This is a genomic window from Rickettsia finnyi, assembly GCF_049668125.1.
Lineage (GTDB): Bacteria > Pseudomonadota > Alphaproteobacteria > Rickettsiales > Rickettsiaceae > Rickettsia > Rickettsia kotlanii.
This window is the reverse complement of record NZ_CP187160.1, coordinates 337,132-355,510: the sequence shown is the minus strand read 5'-3', so window position 1 is coordinate 355,510 and position 18,379 is coordinate 337,132. Positions and strand designations below refer to the sequence as shown.

Below are 18,379 nucleotides of genomic sequence, written 5' to 3'. Positions count from 1 at the left end.
TGGATATCTATATCGTCATTGCGAGCAGTCAGTCGTAGACTGCATGGCAATCTCATGAAATAATAACAAACTCCTGAGATTGCTTCGTCAATTGCTATGCAATTTCCTTGCAATGACAACTAGGTGTCTACGCAACAATACCTCCTCACAATGACGATTTAAGATGACAGTGAAATAAGCTTAAGAACGACTTTCTAATTTTTGTATTAGTGCCTCAAAGCCTTGATTTTTTAAAGTATCGGTAAACTCGTCTTGTTGAGCTCCAATAAGACTTACACCTTCCGTAATTATATCAGAAACTTTAAAAACGTCTTTTCCGTTTCCTTTCATTTCACGTACAAGATATTCTACTTTAATAGGGTCTTGCTCTTTATTACTAATGATATTCATAGCAACCATAAAATCGGTCGAGCTTAAAGGACGAACTCCTACTATTTTAGGCTGTTTGCCTTTATAATCTTTTATTAAATCAGTATAAGATTTAGTAACATATTTAGAGTAAACTTTGATGAATTCCTGAACCTGCCCACCTGATAAAGTTTTTATCCCATTTCTGCCTAATGTATATTTAGCCATCCAATCAAAATCTAGGTTCTGAGACATTAACTCACGTGCTTTAGCAATTTTTACTCGCTCAGATAACTTACTATCGTTTAATATACTAGAAGCTTCATTTACTAAATTAGTAACGTAACTGTTCAAACCAGCAGGCACTTTTTCATTAGAATAAGCGGAAAACGTCACAACTAATAAAAATAAACCTGTAATAATTTTTTGCATATAATCCTCTTTAATTTCATTAATTCTTGGGTTTAGGACATTTAAAATTTTCAGGATATTGAACCGATACTTCACGAGCACGATGTAATGCTGATCTAATAGCCACATAAGGATCAGTAGAATTCTTCATCACATAATCACTAAACGGTAATACAACATATCGATCGTTTATTTTACTAACTGCTAGTACTCCTAAGTCAAAATCATTATGAGTGTAGTACATTAATGGATTAAGAGCATAATTAGTAATGACCGAATCCATCATATCTCTTGTGTTAGTACTACCGATTATCGGCAATACTAAATAAGGACCTGGGGCAACTCCATAATGTGCGAGGGTACTACCGAAAGTTTGACGATCAGAAGACGGCAAACCTACTTTACCTGCCACGTCAAATAAACCGCCTATGCCAAGCGTCGTGTTAATGAGAAACCGCCAAACGCTTTTCATAGTTTTATCGTAATTTAACTGAAGCCCGTAATTTACCGCCGTAAGCGGTGTATCGACATTACTGATGAAACTATTAACGCGTGCTTTTACATAATCATTCGTGATGTTCTTATAACCTATCGCTAAAGGACGCAATATTATATAATCTAACACAGAATTAAATACAAACACTTTACGGTTAAATTTTTCGTATGGATCATAAACTTCCAAGCAACTGTTTTCATTTCTTCCACCATTATAGTTATATATGTCATTATCAACATATTCAAAATCAGCTCTTATCGATAATGAACATAAAATAATGGATAATATAATTAATATTTTCATTGATTTATGCTGTTTTCTTACAAACAATAATACTATATTTATTGTTTTCCGCTAGTATTATTTCTTCCGAAGTTAATATAGTAAAATTATTTTTTTGTAAAAAATTATTTATTTCATTCAAATTAAAAATAAATTCTTTGCGTTTTACTGAAAATTGTGTCTTCGTCGCATTCGGTAAACAAAGGACAAAATACCCTTGTTTATTAAGAGATGAGTATATTAAATTAAAATATTCTATTAAATTGTTAGTAAACGATAATCCGCAAAAACTAAAAATAATATCAAATTTATTAGAGTTTTGTTTTAAAAAATCATCGATAGCAATATTATATATTTGATCGTAAATTTTAGTGTTCGGGTAATATGTTTCTTGTAACTCATTCATTAAAGCAGAAACTTCTACACCGGTTAAAGTAAAACTTTCCGGAAAACGTTTTTGTATTTCATAACCTACAAGCCCTATATTACTTCCAAGTTCCAAAATAGAGTAATTATCCGGTAAATCAGATATCTGCTTAAGTGCTTCATTAACAAACCTATACGGAAGATGGATATTTTTATCGTTATTAAAAATAGTAGGATAATATTGTGCGGTTAAATCACGATATTTCCCACAAATTTCTTGAGGTATTTCAGTAATATCCTTATAATTTTCCAAAAAATTTATAAATATAGATTTATATTTTTCATTAGATTTTTCTAAATATTCTATAGCTTGCCTGTAATTATTTTTTAAAAAATAAACCCATCCGAGTTGATAATATACTTTAGAATCATTAGGATTAAAAAATTTATCCACTAGTTTAAACCTAAGTAATGCATCATTTAAATTACCTCTATATAAATGATCAAGTCCAAGTTGATAATTAGTTGCAGCTAAATGAGAGAATTTATATTTACAATCACTTATATAATTTTTAAATTCTAAAATTTTATTCTTAATAAAATGCGGTATATTTATTATAGTTAAGCAATAATGTTTGATTTTGTCTTTTATTTTACCGAACATAGTTTAATTACTAAATTAATATTACTTACTATAATAAAGCATATCTTGATAAATTTTTAAATAAAATAATAATTTTACTTGTAAATTAATGGCATTGAAGCTAGGATGTACATGTTATATGTACATCAGTAGGTAGCTCATGAACTCAATTAGCGGCACTTCATTTAGAAAAAACTTAAGCTCTGTACTAAATACCGTAGAAAACGATCATGTCCCTTATCTTATTAAAAGAAAGAATCATAAGAATATTATTCTTTTAACCGAAGAAGAATATGAATCTACAAAAGAAACATTATAAACATTATATTTATAATCTAATCCGGCTAATGCGAATCGAATAAAAAAATCTATCGAACAAGCAAAAAGAGGAGAGTTTGCTAAAGTTAATTTAGATGATTGAGATTGAGTGGACAATAGCAGCAGCGGAGGATTTAGCGTATTGGAAAAAATACGATATTAAAAAATATCCAAGAAGCACCATTTACAGGTATAGGTAAGCACGAACCTTTAAAACATATATTATCAATTTTATGGTCACGTAGAATTAACCACGAACATAGACTAATATATTCTGTCAATACTAAACAAATTATAATATATAATTGTAGATTTCATTATAAATATTTATTTCTTGAAATTACCGATTTTACTATAGCTTTCATTTAATACGGACTCAAATTATGTCAATTATTTCTACGAGGCTAAGTTCTATAAAACCATCGCCGACCCTTGCAGTCGTAAAAAAAACTCTTGAACTTAAAAAAGCGGGTGTTGATATTATCACACTCGGTGCCGGTGAGCCTGATTTTGATACGCCTGACAATATTAAGGAAGCGGCGATTAAAGCGATTAAAGACGGCTTTACTAAATATACTAACGTTGAGGGTATGCCTCTTTTAAAGCAAGCAATAAAAGACAAATTCAAACGTGAAAATAATATAGATTACGAACTTGATGAAATAATAGTAAGCACCGGCGGTAAGCAAGTTATATATAATTTGTTTATGGCATCTTTAGACCAAGGGGATGAGGTAATTATTCCAGCACCCTATTGGGTTTCATATCCTGATATGGTTGCACTTAGCACAGGAACACCTGTTTTTGTAAATTGCGGACTTGAAAATAACTTTAAATTAAGTGCAGAAGCTTTAGAACGTTCAATTACGGATAAAACTAAGTGGCTTATTATTAACTCACCTAGTAATCCAACAGGTGTAAGCTATAATTTTGAAGAACTAGAAAATATTGCTAAAGTTTTAAGAAAATATTCACATGTAAACGTAATGTCCGATGATATTTACGAGCATATTACTTTTGATGATTTTAAATTTTATACATTAGCCCAAATAGCACCTGATTTAAAAAAGAGAATATTTACCGTAAACGGAGTATCTAAAGCTTATTCTATGACGGGTTGGCGTATAGGCTACGGTGCAGGCTCTAAAGCTTTGATTAAAGCAATGACTATTATTCAGTCGCAAAGTACTTCAAACCCTTGTTCAATAAGTCAAATGGCTGCTATTGAAGCATTAAACGGTCCTCAAGATTATATAAAGCCTAATGCTTTAAATTGTCAAACAAAGCGTGATCTTGCTTTATCAATTTTGAAAAGAGTAAAATATTTTGAGTGCTATAAGCCGGAAGGGGCGTTTTACTTATTTGTTAAATGCGATAAAATATTTGGGCATAAAACTAAATCAGGAAAAATTATTGTAAATAGTAATGATTTTGCCGAGTATTTACTTGAAGAAGCAAAAGTTGCCGTAGTACCTGGTATCGCTTTCGGCTTAGAGGGATATTTTAGAATCTCTTATGCTACTTCTATGGAAGAGCTAGAAGAAGCTTGTATTAGAATTGAGAGAACAATCGATATCATTCCTGCTTAAGGCTTTGCATGGATATCAAATCGTCATTGCGAGCAGCCATAGACTGCGTGACAATCTCATCAAATATCCTGAGATTGCTTCGTCACTTACTTCGTAATTTCCTCACAATGATGGAAATGGAAAAGTTAAAAAGCCACCTAAACCAACAAAAAAAATAATGCGGAAAGTTTTTAAAAAATTTTTAAAAAATAATAAATACGTACTTAGTATAATTACTATTTTACTATATTGGTATTTGCGTTTTGTTTACTTTACTTCAAAGCAGAAATTTATATTTTACGATAACGGCAACAAGGAAAAATTCCTAAACGAACAAGGGGTAATCTTTGCATTTTGGCATAATATGCTTGCCTTAAGTCCGGCTATGTTTATAGGACATAGAAATATCTATGCTTTAATATCACCGCATTTAGACGGAAAAATTTTAAACGATCTAGTAGGAAAATTCGGTTGCAGAGTGATAGTAGGTTCTACTAATAAAAATCCCATTGGAGCTTTACGTAATATTATAGGTCAGTTATCTCAAGGTGCAAATATAATAGTCACACCGGACGGTCCTAAAGGACCCGTATATAAAGTAAATAGCAGCATTACCGAAATTGCCTATAGATATAACACAAAACTTATTACTATAGTCAGCTCCACTTCTAGATGTTTCAGATTAAAAAGTTGGGATAAATTAATAATACCCCTACCGTTTGGTACCATTAAAATCATAGTTGGCTCACCTTTAGAACTCACAAATGATAAAATACAAAACCATATAAGCCTTGAAAAACAGTTAGCAAGCTTAACAGAAAGTTTAAAGAAATGATGTTATTATATTATGCTTTAAGCTTTATATTATTACCTGTTTATTTTATCATAATTCTTATACGTTTATTAATAGGTAAAGAAGATATAAGACGCATCCAAGAGCGTTTTGCTATTGGCAAACACAGACAAGACGATTCATTAGACTTCGTGCAAACGTCCGCTAATAAAGAGGAATTTAAAGGAGACACTTCACTGCGAACCACAGCGTATACACTAGTACGTGAGGATGAAGGGTTAGGATCGACGTATAAATTACCTTTAGAAGCAAGTTATGCACGCAGGCTGATATGGATTCATGCAGCAAGCGTTGGCGAGTCTATGGCAGCTTTAACATTAATACATAATATAAGTAAACGCTACCCTGACGTTCGTTTTCTAGTAACTTCTTGGACTAACAGCTCCGCTAAAATATTAACTGCCAAATTACCTAAAATAGCAGTTCACCAATTTTTACCGATAGATAATATTATTTTTACTCGAAAATTTTTAAGAAATTGGCAACCTGATTTAGGCATTTTTATAGAATCGGAATTATGGCCGTGTACTATTAATGAGGGTGCAAAGCAGTGTAAATTACTACTAGTTAATGCTCGTATTTCCGATAAATCGTTTAAAGCTTGGCTAAAAAGAAAAAGCTTTTTTCAGCTTATTCTCAAAAATTGCAGTAAAATTATCGTACAAAACGAGCGTGACTTACAAAAATTCAATAAACTTGGCGTATCAGATGCAGTGAATTTAGGCAATATTAAATTTGCCAACGAAAAACTTCCGGTCAATCAAGAAGAGTTATCAAAATTAAGCTTACATTTAGACAATAGGCGAATCGTGCTATTTGCCAGCACTCACCCCGAAGATGAAGAGGTGATTTTGCCTATAATCAAAAACCTAAAAGAGCAGTTTTTAGACTGCTATATTATCTTAATTCCAAGACATCCTGAACGAGTTAAATCAATTATCGATAATTGTAAATCACATAATTTATCCGCTACCGCTAAATCACAAAATGATTTACCTGTTTTAAGCGATGATCTTTATATAATTGATAGGTTCGGCGAAATGGGACTATTTTTTTCTGTAGCTACAATTTCTTTTATCGGCGGTTCTTTTAAACAAGGCGGGCATAATATTTTAGAAGCAGCATATTTCTCTAATTGTATTATATTCGGTCCCGATATGAGCAAAAATACCGATATCGCTAAAGGCGTACTGCAAAATAAAGCAGCTATCCAAATCAAAAATGGTGAAGATTTACTAACCAAACTAACATATCTACTCAGATCTAATAATTCTCTAGAACTTAAAGCTTACCGCGAAAATGCTTTAAAATTTGTTAAGGATAACCAAAAAGTCCTAGATGAATATTTAAAAGTAATTACGAAGTTTCTCTGATAGAATTTAACTAAAAACTCTTATTCTCCTAAAAGCTGTAAATTCAGGATCTACGTAACTAATTTCTATACTTCCGTTATTTTCTAGTATTTTCTTATTCAAAGACCTATAACACCCACGACTTATAGGCAAAGAACATAATTCACCTTTATAAACGGTTAAGGCCGGATATCATTGGTTATGAAAAATTATAGGTGGGTTTGGCAACGATAACTTATTTAATTTTCTGTCTCTACCGTAATGTATCTTTAAAAAATCAGGATCTGCTTTAGGCATGTTGGCCCCGGCCCCATCAGAATATTTTAAAATTAGCGAAATATCAAAAGTTTCTCCCGTATCTTCTGTAGTATCAGGGAAATCATACTTCTAAATTCTTTAATCTTAACTATACGCTTGTTATTTAATCTTAATGTTAAGGAAGCTTCAATTGTCTCTTCCAACTCAATACCGCACTTATAACCGTTTTCGGTTTTAAATTCTTTTTAAACAACTTTACGCTTAGTAGGTTCAGAAAATATAAATTTTTCCTTACCGTTGCTGTTAAAATCACTTCCTGGACCGACGACTTCTATTGTACCGGTTGTCACTTTATAAGCGTTTGAAAGGGTTTTAGCTCCAATCTTTGCACTATCTACCAGTTTTTTTCCGTATATTTTAGCATTTTCTCTTTTAGAGTTAGGAGTCTTAGGGGGAGTTTGCTCTAAAGGATTTACAGGATTAGTTGTCATCAACTGCGTGGGAGTATTCGTATTACCCTCGAGACGAAGGATGCTTTGTTATATAAGTTATTTTACTTTCGGCATCAGTACCGAGTACTGCTATTTGTCCATTTCCTATCTTATAGGCGTTTTCTATAATTTTACTTCCTGTGACGATAACTTTTAATCTCCCTTCTACTGCTTTATAATATGCATAACCGGCACATACTATAATAACTCCAAGCAGTTCGGCATCATTATCACTATAATTAGCTTGTCTCCTACGATGCTCTTCGGCAGCATAAATTTGTACAGCATATTCCTCTTTTGTCCCTGACATAAAATGCTCTTCATTTAAACTAATAATAATAATTAATGTAAGATTTTCTATGATTAAGTCAATATAAATCTTTTATTATAAAGTAAAAAACCGAAAATTATTTATTAATAGATAGTTGATTGTAGTTAGAGAGATATTATAAATACGAGTTTAGAATAAGCACTTATCCTAAATTCACCTTTGTTTGCTTTGAAAAGGTGTGAGTGAGCATTCACAAGTTTTTTACTGTCACCTAGTTCAATTGACTACGGGAAGGTATTATTGCGTGGATAGAAAAACATATTCGGTGTCATACCGTGGTTTGACCACGGTATTCATAAAAATAACTAGTATTAGTTGTTTTTATATTTTTACTGGATCCCGCGATCAAGTCGCGGGATGACAGGATAGAATTGTGTCTGCAAAACAACGCATGCTCGCAATGACGATTTGGTTATCCACGCGGGAATGACATTGAATCTATGAAACAAGCCCATTAACCTTGCGTAATGGCAGCTACTTCATCGGCAAAGTTTTTTTCTTCATGTTCTATACCTTCACCAAGTTCGTATCTAATAAATTTGACGATTTTAATTTCTGCACCGAGTTCTTTTTCAGCATTTTTAATTACTTCCGCAACGGTAAGTTTAGGCTCAAATAAGAAATTTTGCTGAAGCAATACAACTTCCGAGAAGAATTTACGTATTCTACCTTCTACCATTTTTTCTATAATATTATCAGGCTTTCCTTCTTCTTTAGATTTCTCAAAAAATACTTTTCTCTCACGCTCTACGAGTGCTTGATCCAAGCTTGAATCATCTATACTTTGCGGGTTATTTCCTGCTACATGAACAGCAATTTGTTTAGCTAAAGCTTCTAGTTTTGCTTTATCTTTTGCATTAGACGCAAGACCTACTAATACGGAAATTTTTCCTAAATTCGGTACAACTTCATTATGCACGTACGAACCGATTGCTCCTTCAGATATCTCTAATATATCCATACGACGTAATGTTAAATTTTCACCGATTGTAGCGATATTTTCTATAATTTCTTCTTCAACTGATTTACTGCTTTGCATTTTAAATGTTTTTAGCGTGTCTATAGTTTTTGCAATTACTGCAAGATTTGCAATATCCTTAACTAGCTCCTGAAACTGCTCATTTCTAGCGACAAAATCCGTTTCAGAATTTACTTCAATTACCACTCCGGTAAGCCCATCAACTTTTGCAGCTGTTAAACCTTCAGAAGCAATGCGTCCGGCTTTCTTTGCAGCAGCAGCTAAACCTTTCTTACGAAGAAAATCAATCGCTTCTTCAAAATTACCGCTGGTTTCTATTAATGCTTTTTTGCAGTCCATCATACCTGCACCGGTTTTTTCTCTTAATTCTTTAACCACTGCAGCACTTATATTTATTTCACTCATACCTTACTTTCTCCTTAATTATTATATTTGGCTTGGGTTGTGACTCGAAGAACAACCTCGATGTCATCCCGTGGCTTACTCCTGGGGTCCATAAAAACAATTTAAAATACTAATATTAGTATTTTAAGCTGGATCCCGCGATCAAGTCGCGGGATAACAATGGAAAAGCCGATCCATGCAACAACACTTATACATTATCAGAACTTTTATTTTTTTCATCGGCATCATTTAATGCTTGCTTAAATTCTATATTTGTCTCTTCATCAATATTTTTCGTTTTAGAGAATTTTTTCGCTTGTTTTAATTTAGAAACATTTTTAGAAGTTAACGCCTTATCTGTATGCTCTTGCATAGCACCTATATCAACTCCTGAAGCTTTCATTGATTCTTCCAGTCCTTGTAATACCGCATCTGCAAATAAACTACAATAAAGTCTTATTGATCTTATAGAATCATCATTACCCGGAATCGGATAATCTACATTATCAGGATTAGAATTAGTATCAACTACTGCAACTATAGGAATATTAAGTTTTACCGCTTCATTAATTGCGATATGCTCTTTATTAGTGTCAATAACTACTAGAAGATCAGGTTTAGAATTAAGATTTCTAATACCGGCAAGAGATAGAAGTAATTTATCTTTCTTACGGTTCATATCGAGTATCTCTTTCTTAGTATAACCCATAAGGGATTCTTCGTTTTCTAAGGTTTTGTCTAACTTATTTAGCTTTTCTATTGAACCCGCAATAGTTTTCCAGTTAGTTAGCATACCACCAAGCCATCTATGATTTACGTAATACTGCCCGCATTTTTCGGCATATTCCGCTATAATATCGCTTGCCTGTATTTTAGTACTTACAAATAATATTTTACCATCTTTTTTTACGGTTTCATATATTGCATTCAAAGCAACTCTCATTAAAGCAACACTTTGTCTTAAATCGATTATATGAACATCATCACGTTCACCATATATATAAGATGCCATTTTAGGATTCCAGCGTGAGGTCTTGTGACCGAAATGCACGCCCGCATCTAATAATTCTTTAATGTTAACAGATGGTATTTTTGACATTTTTAAATTCTCCTAATTGTTAGTTTATACCTCCGTAAGATGTCCATTCTAATGAACTAACATATATCTTACGTGTGAATTTTTTGCTTAAGTTTTGGATAATCGTCATTGCGAACAGCCGTAGGCTGCGTGACAATCTCATCAAATATCCTGAGATTGCTTCGTCAATTATTACATAATTTCCTCGCAATGACAACTTACAAGTCTATAAATTATATACGCATATTGCGAATTTACAAGCTTTTATTCTTTTCGCCAAATAGTAGTACCGTCAGGTTGATCCTCTAGAATTATTTTTTCCTCTAATAACTGGTTACGAATTTGATCGGCTAATAACCAATTTTTTTGTTTTTTTGCTTCCAAACGCTTATTTACAAGCTCATTTATATAGAGTTCATCCACACCACTATTAAACCACTCGTGTGGAGTCTTATTCATTAAACCAATAAAATTAGCACAAGTAATAATAGCAGAGGCGTTAAGCTGCCTTTCTTCTTCAGTTTTAGAAATAAAAACACCTTTAGCGTAGTCATTAATGATTTTAACGGCAAGCGGCGTATTCATATCATCCAGTAAGCTTTGCATGAAATCATGAGGTAAATCTATTTGCTGCACATTAATATTTTCTATCGCTCTATACCAATAATCTAAAATTTTCTTAGCATCTTCTATAGCTTTATCATTATAATCAATAGGACGCCTATAGTGACTACTTAATAAAAATAACCTGACTACTTCTCCTTGAATTTGTTTATCCATTAAATCCCTTACGGTAATAAAATTACCAAGAGATTTACTCATTTTCTCACCGTTAACCGTTAGAAACCCATTATGTACCCAATATTTAGCATAGGTAGAACTTGGGAAAGCACATCTACTTTGAGCAATCTCATTGGTATGATGCGGAAAGATTAAATCTGCTCCGCCGCCGTGAATATCAAAATTCTCACCTAAATATTTGTAGCTCATGGCTGAACATTCAATATGCCATCCAGGGCGACCAAGTCCCCAGGGGCTTTCAAAATTCATATTTGCCGATTCATTTTGCTTTGCCGGTTTCCATAATACAAAATCTTGTGGATTTTTTTTGGTTTTACTATTTTCTACATGTACTCCCTCAAACATTTCTTCTAAATTTCGGTTAGATAATTCTGTATAATTTGGAGATGATAAAACATCAAAATAAACATGATTATCAGCAATATATGCGTGACCTTTTGCTATTAAGCGTTCTATTATTGCAATCATTACATCAATATGCTTTGTAGCTTTCGGCTCAATACTAGGTAGCATACAACCTAAATATGCCATATTTTTATGAAACTCTTTCGTAACTTTATCAGTCAACTCATCAATAGTAATACCAAGTAGTGCAGCTCTATCGATAATTTTATCATCAACATCCGTAATGTTACGTACATATTTTACTGCCTTCTCACCGAATATTTTTATAACTATACGATAAAGTAAATCATATACTACTCCCGACCTACTATTGCCTATATGAGGATTATCATAAACAGTCGGTCCACATACATACATTTTTACGTTAGCTTGATCTTGGGGATTAAAAACCTCTTTAGTACGGCTAAAAGTGTTATATAAGTGAAATTGAATTTGCATATTTTATTTACCAAAAACTGCAGTACATTTCCAAAAGTAGTATTACATCTTACTCCTTTTGAAAAAAGTTTAAAATTCGGAGTATACATTAGCATGTGATATATTAAACACATTCTGGCTAAAAAATATCATTGGTTAACAAAAATTAGTAATTAATAGCTTACATAAATTAACATATATTATATAATTCGCCTCGTTTATTAAAAATAATAACTATCGAGGTTTGAATGAATTTGCAAAATTCCCACTCAAAAAAATATGTTTTAACTTTTTTCATGTCAACATGTTTATTGACTAGTAGCTTTTTAAGTACAAGTGCTAGAGCGGCAAGCTTTAAAGATTTAGTTAGTAAAACTTCGGCATGGGAAAAGCACAATTCAACACAGCAAAAAAATATTTGGAAAGATTTGACTCCAAATGAAAAAATCAAAAAATGGCAAGAAGCACATTTAGTTCCTAGTTTTACTCAAGCACAAGATGATCTCGGAATAAAGTATAAGGAAACAGATTTATCAAGTTTTTTAGATAATACTAGACATAAAGCAAGACAAGCAAAAGCTAAAATTTTATTATACATCGAAAGAATAAAACAACAGGATTTTGATACAAAAAAACAAGAATATATTAATCAAGGTGTAGTTCCTACAGCTATAGAAGCAGCAACAAATCTTGGAATAAGTTATGACCCTAGCAAAATAGACAATAATGTAGAACACGATCAAAAGGTACGTCGTGCAGAAAAAGACAAACAAGCGGTAATCGAGCTATATATCAGCTCAATAAACAGAGATATTAAATACAAACATTATGTTGATAATAATATTATCCCTGAAATGAAAGAAATAAGGACTGCTCTTAACATGAATAAAGATGATGCAGAATCTTTTATTGCTTCAATAAGAACTGAAATTATGGAAAACGCAAAGGGACAATATATAGCCGATAGCCGTATTCCTACAGAAAAAGAGTTTAAAAATAGGTTTGGTATATCTCGTGATGATAATAGAGACGGCTATATTAAGTCAATCAGACTTAAAGTGATGGACAAAGAAAAGCCACAATATATAGCTGATAATATTATTCCTACAGAAAAAGAGCTAGAGCAGAAATTTGGTGCTGATAAAGGTGAGGCAAAAAACTATATTGCATCAATAGCAACTCAGATGATGCTTGGTAAAAAATCATACTATATAGATAATAATATTATCCCTAACGCTGACGAATTAATGAATGAATTTAAGATAGGACCAGTAAAAGCAGCTTCTTATATAGACCAAATAAGAGCCGGAATAGAAGCGAAACCGTTTCTAAACAACAATGATACTACTACACCGTCTGCCGGACACTCTCAAAAAAAGAGCGGGAGCAAAAACGACCATTGGTATATGTCAAATCAAGGAAATAATACAGGAACATCTTCAGGGATTTTCACGGGTAGAAAAAAGAAACAACCATATTTTTTTGATCCTATAAGTACTTTTAAAACTTACTTTAATACTAAAGAAAGTAAGGGTAATTTAACGGAGTCTCAACAGAATATAAATAGAATAATACAACAAGAAGAAAATATTGAAGAATTCAAAAATCTTATTAAAACAGATCCTATAGCAGCATTAAATCTTAAAGTAAATAGTAGTTATAAACAAGAAGCAGTAACGACTATCTTAAGTAATTTTAATGATGATACTATTCAAAGGGTATTATTTAGCAATGATCAGGAACAATTAGATTTCAAGACCAATATTGATGTTAACAATAGACCTATTTTAAAAGAATTATTAGAAAATAGTTCTTCTGAAGAAAAAACTAAATTTGCTGAAAGAATTCAAGACTATGCAACACGAAATATATCTAATAGTCAATTTGAAGAAAAGGCACGATTAGATCTTATCAAACTAGCAGCAAGTAAAGATAAGAGTTCAGTAGAAAACTTTTTAGCTCTGCAATTAGAGTTAAAAAACATAATGCAACCATATATTGTACAAAGCGCCTATATTTTAACACCAGAAATAGTAAAAGAAATAAATATAGAACTAAAAAATAAAGGGCTAATAATAGATAGTTTAACTAAAGACGATATGATTAAACTAGCCAAAGAAGTAAATAAACACACATTAAATTCAGTAATCAAAGTAATATTATCTGATAATAACATACTCAGCAATGAAACCAATAAAATTTTAGGGTTAGCAGTAGGTAATAATGCAAATAATTTAGAACAAACACAAAGCGGCATTCCGAATCCACCACCTCTACCGCTAAATGGGGGCATTCCAAATCCGCCTCCTCTACCGCTAAATGGGGGCATTCCGAATCCACCACCTCTACCGCTAAATGGGGGCATTCCAAATCCGCCTCCTCTACCGCTAAATGGAAGCATGCCCCCACCACCTCCCTTAAATTCTCAAGGCTTTAGTAGCAACTCTAACAATTTTGATTTAAATAAGTTACAAGCAGAATATCCTCGCATACATTCATTATATATTCAGTTTACTCGCAATACTACTGTTCAACCAAAAGTGCTACCTCAGCCTGCAGCTTCTAGTGCAACCAGCACAGACAGAAGCACGCCAGAGACAGCTTATGCCAAACTATATGCAGAATATAGAACTGAGACAGGAGGTCAAAAAGCTGATAATTTACAAGATCAGCTTATAAAAAGACAAGCTGATCTTACAAATGTTATACGTCAAATATTAACAGAATCATACGCCAACCAAGGAGCTGACGAGAAAACTCTTATAAATTTATTTAGCGTTTCAACCCCTGAAATCACAGAAAAAGCTAAGGAAGCTTTTAACACCCTTGCTCAAGACCCGTATATAAAAGATATAACCGTAAATGGTAGGAAAACAATAACAAGCGAAGAGATAATTCAAAATCTTTTCAATGAAGACACTGATGATGCAATAAAACGTATTTTATTATCGTCATGTAAAATATCTGAAAAATTAAAGAGACCTATTAAACTGGAATTCAATAAATCAGAATTGATTAGAGAGTTACAGAGCAAACAAAATCCGTTTGAACAATTAAAATTTGCCTATACTAATGCAAAAAACTTCGATCAAGATATATTTGGCAATAGAATCGAAGAGTTAATTAACAACCCTAATACATTAACTATAGTACAACAAGCTACTTTTTTAATAACAGAAGATACAAACTTAAGAAAAATAATTAATTCTGATCAAGCACAGGCTAAACTTGATGATTTAAGAACAGCTATTTTAAGCACAATAAAATTTGAAGAATTAATTACAACAAAATTACCTAACAATGAGTTTATTGCTATAGTAAAGGAAAAAGACCCCGAATTATTAAAAGAGTTTTTAAAAGCTACTACTATCAAACTCACAAGTAATAATAATTTAGATCAATTAAGATTAGCTTTGCCTTCATTTAAAAACATGAGCAATGAACAAATAAGAATTCTTGCTAATAAATTAAATATGCATACAATATTAAAAGCTCTTAAAGAGTGCTCGCAAGAAAAAGCTAAAAAACACATCCATACCGGGGACATGCCACCACCACCACCGCCACTGCCTGATTCACAAGATTTGGAATTAGCTTATCTAACAAGTTTAGGGATTACTAAATTAAATACATCTACTTTTAAAACAACTCCAAAAATTTATAACTTTAGCTCCGATATAGCTGTAAGATATAAAGAATTTACTTTATCAGGACAAAAATCAGCAGGATATAAAGCAAAACACTCTGATGCCGATTTATTGGAACAAGCTATAGTAGAATCAGTGGCATTGGAGCATTCAAAAAATTTACCTCACATTCATCAAAATAATGAGTATTTTGCAAAAATCCACGAAGCAATCGAGACTAGGCACTCTGACTTTATAGGTCCTAGAACTGAAATAGGACAAAAAATACATGATATTTATAAATCTAAACTTTTGGAATTAACAAAAGATCAAGAATTTATTAAATATGTTGAAGATAATATTATACTTAGCAAAAAATTAACGAAGGCATTTAATACTGCTCACTCTGATTTTATAGGTCATAGAACTGAAATAGAGCAAGAAGTACATGATATTTATACACAGCAATTGACAAAATATCCAGAAGAAGCGGTAAAAGAGGCATTTAATACTGCTCACTCTGATTTTATAGGTCCTAGAACTGAAATAGGGCAAGAAGTACATGACATTTATAAATCTAAACTTTCAAAGTTAACAAAAGATCAAGAATTGTTTCTATATGTTAAACAAATACTAACAGAGTCTAATGAACTAGAACAAAAATATGGTAGTGATATTCAATCAGAAAATAGTAACAATGAAAAGAAAATAGGACGTTTAGACCTGAAAAAATTACAATTATTCCAACAAAAAAACGAAGCTACAAATGACGGATCCTCAACAAAGGATGATACACAACCTGAAGATAGCGATAAAAAGTCAGAGCAATCTGATTCAAAAACTGCTTTATCACCGAGATTATTGAGTTCTAACGATACCAAAAATGATAAATCAAAGGATAATACACAACCTGAAGATAGCGATAAAAAGTCAGAGCAATCTGATTCAAAAACCGCTTTATCACCGAGATTATTGAGTTCTAACGATAGCACAAATGATAAATCAAAGGATGATACACAACCTGAAGATAGCGATAAAAAGTCAGAGCAATCTGATTCAAAAACCGCTTTATCACCGAGATTATTGAGTTCTAACGATAGCACAAATGATAAATCATCAGATAACACAAAATCACTTCTAACATTAAGATCTAGTGATGAAGACGATCAAGGGTATGAAACTGATGAAGAAGAATTAGAAGAAAGCAATAGCACCACTGACGAAGAATTAAAAAAAGATATAGTTTTAGAAAGCGAAGATGAAGCTATCGATGTGTCATTCAAAACTGAAGCAATTACAGAACAGAATGAGGTAACACAGAGACAACAGGTATCTGATGACACTAGTAGGAAAGTAGCAATATTAGTTAAGGCGACTTCAACTCTTCACAAACCTGTTCACTATAATATTTTAAGTGATAGATTAAAGGTTGCTGTAATAGGGGCCGGTGATGAAGACGCTAGTATAAACAGAGGGGTATGGATTAGCGGCTTATACAACATCAACAAACAAGGAACTTGGAAGAATATTCCAAAATATCAAAGTCGTACAACCGGCATAACTATCGGGACTGATGCTGAATTCATCAATAGTCATGATGTTATAGGAATAGCTTATAGCCGTTTGGAATCCCAAATTAAATATAATAAAAAACTAGGGGAAACAGCAGTTAACGGTCATCTTTTAAGCATTTACGGTCTAAAAGAATTAATTCAAGGTTTCTCATTGCAGGCTATAACATCTTACGGTCATAATTATATTAAGAATAGATCTAAAAGTATTAATAATATAATTGGAAAATATCAAAACAATAATTTAAGTTTTCAAACTTCATTAAATTATAAATATCATACAAAATACGATTTACATTTTATTCCTAATATCGGTTTTCAATATGATTATTCAAGAGCTAGCAACTATAAAGAGTATAATGTAGATATAGAAAATCTCATGATTCAAAAGAAATCAAATCAATTATTTGAAAGTAGCCTTGGCGGTAAAATAGTGTTTAAGCCTATAGTGACCACAAACAATATAGTATTAACACTAAGTTTGTATGGTAATATTGAGCATCACTTCAATAATAAAAATACAAAAGTTAATGCAAAAGCGACTTTTAAAGGACAAACATTACAAGAAACAATTATTATACCAAAACAACCTAAGCTTGGATATAATATCGGTAGTAATATACTTATGAGTAGAAAAAATATAAATGTTCTACTTGAGTATAATTATTATACGCATAAAAAGTATCAAAGCCATCAAGGACTTATTAAACTAAAAGTCAATTTGTAAATCACCAATAGAAAATTTAAATAAGGATAAGCTTTTCCTAAGAGCTTATCCTTTCTTAATGAATAAGCTTATTAACCAAACTCCTGCATAGAATACTGGGGTATTAAATATAGTAAAAAATAGTTTAAATGAATAGCTATTAAGTACCAGATGACCTAATTGGTCAAAAGGAAAAATATTAATCCCAATTACAATAAAAGTATCGATAAATAAAGAAATTGCCGTACTAAAATTATTTCTTATCCATAAATTATTTACCTTTAGTAATTTTACGTATCCACAAATAGAGATTAATATCAACAAGTTGAGCTATATAACAGGCAAAAGTTGATGCTAAAAAAGATATTAGTAGCTTCCAATTTATCCATGAGACTTAATTATTAAAACTACTATTATATTTAAAATAATAGCAAGCTTTACACAAAAATTGGCTCTTTCTTTACCGTAAAACTCAGCTATTAAATCCGTTAATAAAAAAGTTAACGGATAAAAAATTGCTCCTATAGATAATTCAAGAATATAAAAATTAAAAATATTAAGGTAAACAAATTTTTGATATATTAAGTTTCCTACTATAATAAGGACTGTAAAAAACGTACATAAAATGATATAAATTTTTTCTTTTATATTAAATTCTATAGACATTTCTAAAATTATTTTAGGTGCAAAAATAT

Annotated in this window: 14 protein-coding genes and 1 pseudogene; 6 read left to right on the top strand and 9 right to left on the bottom strand. The window is 31.7% G+C overall.

Annotated features, from left to right (window positions below; translation table 11 throughout):
* Nucleotides 1-180: 180 nt before the first annotated feature.
* Genes ACPKKV_RS02050 through ACPKKV_RS02040 form a run of 3 tightly spaced genes read right to left on the bottom strand, consistent with a single transcriptional unit; the run spans nt 181 to nt 2,567 of the window.
* The gene (locus ACPKKV_RS02050; protein WP_392505956.1) at nt 181-780 is read right to left on the bottom strand and encodes an MlaC/ttg2D family ABC transporter substrate-binding protein; all 600 of its coding nucleotides are present in this window, start codon (nt 778-780) and stop codon (nt 181-183) included.
* A gap of 19 nt (nt 781-799) precedes the next feature.
* Nucleotides 800-1,558 (bottom strand): MlaA family lipoprotein, encoded by a 759-nt coding sequence (locus tag ACPKKV_RS02045; protein WP_392505955.1) that lies wholly within the window; start codon nt 1,556-1,558, stop codon nt 800-802.
* A gap of 4 nt (nt 1,559-1,562) precedes the next feature.
* Nucleotides 1,563-2,567 (bottom strand): methyltransferase domain-containing protein, encoded by a 1,005-nt coding sequence (locus ACPKKV_RS02040; protein WP_392505954.1) that lies wholly within the window; start codon nt 2,565-2,567, stop codon nt 1,563-1,565.
* 139 nt (nt 2,568-2,706) lie between these two features.
* Between ACPKKV_RS02040 and ACPKKV_RS02035 the strand changes: the two genes are divergently transcribed.
* The 5 genes from ACPKKV_RS02035 (at nt 2,707) to waaA (ending at nt 6,658) form a co-directional block, all read left to right on the top strand.
* Nucleotides 2,707-2,865 carry a type II toxin-antitoxin system Phd/YefM family antitoxin gene (locus tag ACPKKV_RS02035; protein WP_392505953.1) on the top strand — a complete coding sequence of 53 codons (159 nt, stop codon included), beginning with the start codon at nt 2,707-2,709 and terminating at the stop codon, nt 2,863-2,865.
* A 140-nt stretch (nt 2,866-3,005) separates the two neighbouring features.
* On the top strand, nt 3,006-3,233 hold the full coding sequence (locus ACPKKV_RS02030) for a Txe/YoeB family addiction module toxin (protein WP_392506918.1): 228 nt from the start codon (nt 3,006-3,008) through the stop codon (nt 3,231-3,233).
* Nucleotides 3,234-3,247: 14 nt separating this feature from the next.
* The gene (locus ACPKKV_RS02025; RefSeq protein WP_392505952.1) at nt 3,248-4,453 is read left to right on the top strand and encodes a pyridoxal phosphate-dependent aminotransferase; all 1,206 of its coding nucleotides are present in this window, start codon (nt 3,248-3,250) and stop codon (nt 4,451-4,453) included.
* Nucleotides 4,454-4,610: 157 nt separating this feature from the next.
* Nucleotides 4,611-5,267 (top strand): lysophospholipid acyltransferase family protein, encoded by a 657-nt coding sequence (locus tag ACPKKV_RS02020; protein WP_392505951.1) that lies wholly within the window; start codon nt 4,611-4,613, stop codon nt 5,265-5,267.
* The gene (waaA, locus tag ACPKKV_RS02015; protein WP_392505950.1) at nt 5,264-6,658 is read left to right on the top strand and encodes a lipid IV(A) 3-deoxy-D-manno-octulosonic acid transferase; all 1,395 of its coding nucleotides are present in this window, start codon (nt 5,264-5,266) and stop codon (nt 6,656-6,658) included. The genes ACPKKV_RS02020 and waaA overlap by 4 nt, the downstream gene beginning before the upstream one ends.
* Before the next feature lie 482 nt (nt 6,659-7,140).
* Here the strand turns inward: waaA and ACPKKV_RS02010 are convergent, their stop codons facing one another.
* The 5 genes from ACPKKV_RS02010 to cysS all read right to left on the bottom strand — a co-directional run bounded on the left by ACPKKV_RS02010 (nt 7,141) and on the right by cysS (nt 11,802).
* The gene (locus ACPKKV_RS02010) at nt 7,141-7,386 is read right to left on the bottom strand and encodes a hypothetical protein (RefSeq protein ID WP_392505949.1); all 246 of its coding nucleotides are present in this window, start codon (nt 7,384-7,386) and stop codon (nt 7,141-7,143) included.
* A 22-nt stretch (nt 7,387-7,408) separates the two neighbouring features.
* Nucleotides 7,409-7,696, bottom strand: a complete 288-nt coding sequence (locus ACPKKV_RS02005) for a hypothetical protein (protein WP_392505947.1) — start codon at nt 7,694-7,696, stop codon at nt 7,409-7,411.
* A gap of 475 nt (nt 7,697-8,171) precedes the next feature.
* Nucleotides 8,172-9,101 carry a translation elongation factor Ts gene (gene tsf, locus ACPKKV_RS02000; protein WP_392505946.1) on the bottom strand — a complete coding sequence of 310 codons (930 nt, stop codon included), beginning with the start codon at nt 9,099-9,101 and terminating at the stop codon, nt 8,172-8,174.
* A gap of 187 nt (nt 9,102-9,288) precedes the next feature.
* A complete protein-coding gene (rpsB, locus tag ACPKKV_RS01995; protein WP_392505945.1) occupies nt 9,289-10,179 on the bottom strand; it encodes a 30S ribosomal protein S2 in 891 nt (296 codons plus the stop codon).
* A 243-nt stretch (nt 10,180-10,422) separates the two neighbouring features.
* A complete protein-coding gene (cysS, locus tag ACPKKV_RS01990) occupies nt 10,423-11,802 on the bottom strand; it encodes a cysteine--tRNA ligase (protein ID WP_392505944.1) in 1,380 nt (459 codons plus the stop codon).
* A gap of 227 nt (nt 11,803-12,029) precedes the next feature.
* Between cysS and ACPKKV_RS01985 the strand changes: the two genes are divergently transcribed.
* The gene (locus tag ACPKKV_RS01985; protein ID WP_392505942.1) at nt 12,030-17,705 is read left to right on the top strand and encodes an autotransporter outer membrane beta-barrel domain-containing protein; all 5,676 of its coding nucleotides are present in this window, start codon (nt 12,030-12,032) and stop codon (nt 17,703-17,705) included.
* Nucleotides 17,706-17,750: 45 nt separating this feature from the next.
* On the opposite strand, the pseudogene ACPKKV_RS01980 reads toward ACPKKV_RS01985, so the two are convergent.
* Nucleotides 17,751-18,350, bottom strand: a pseudogene (locus ACPKKV_RS01980) (queuosine precursor transporter).
* Between the last annotated feature and the right edge of the window lie 29 nt (nt 18,351-18,379).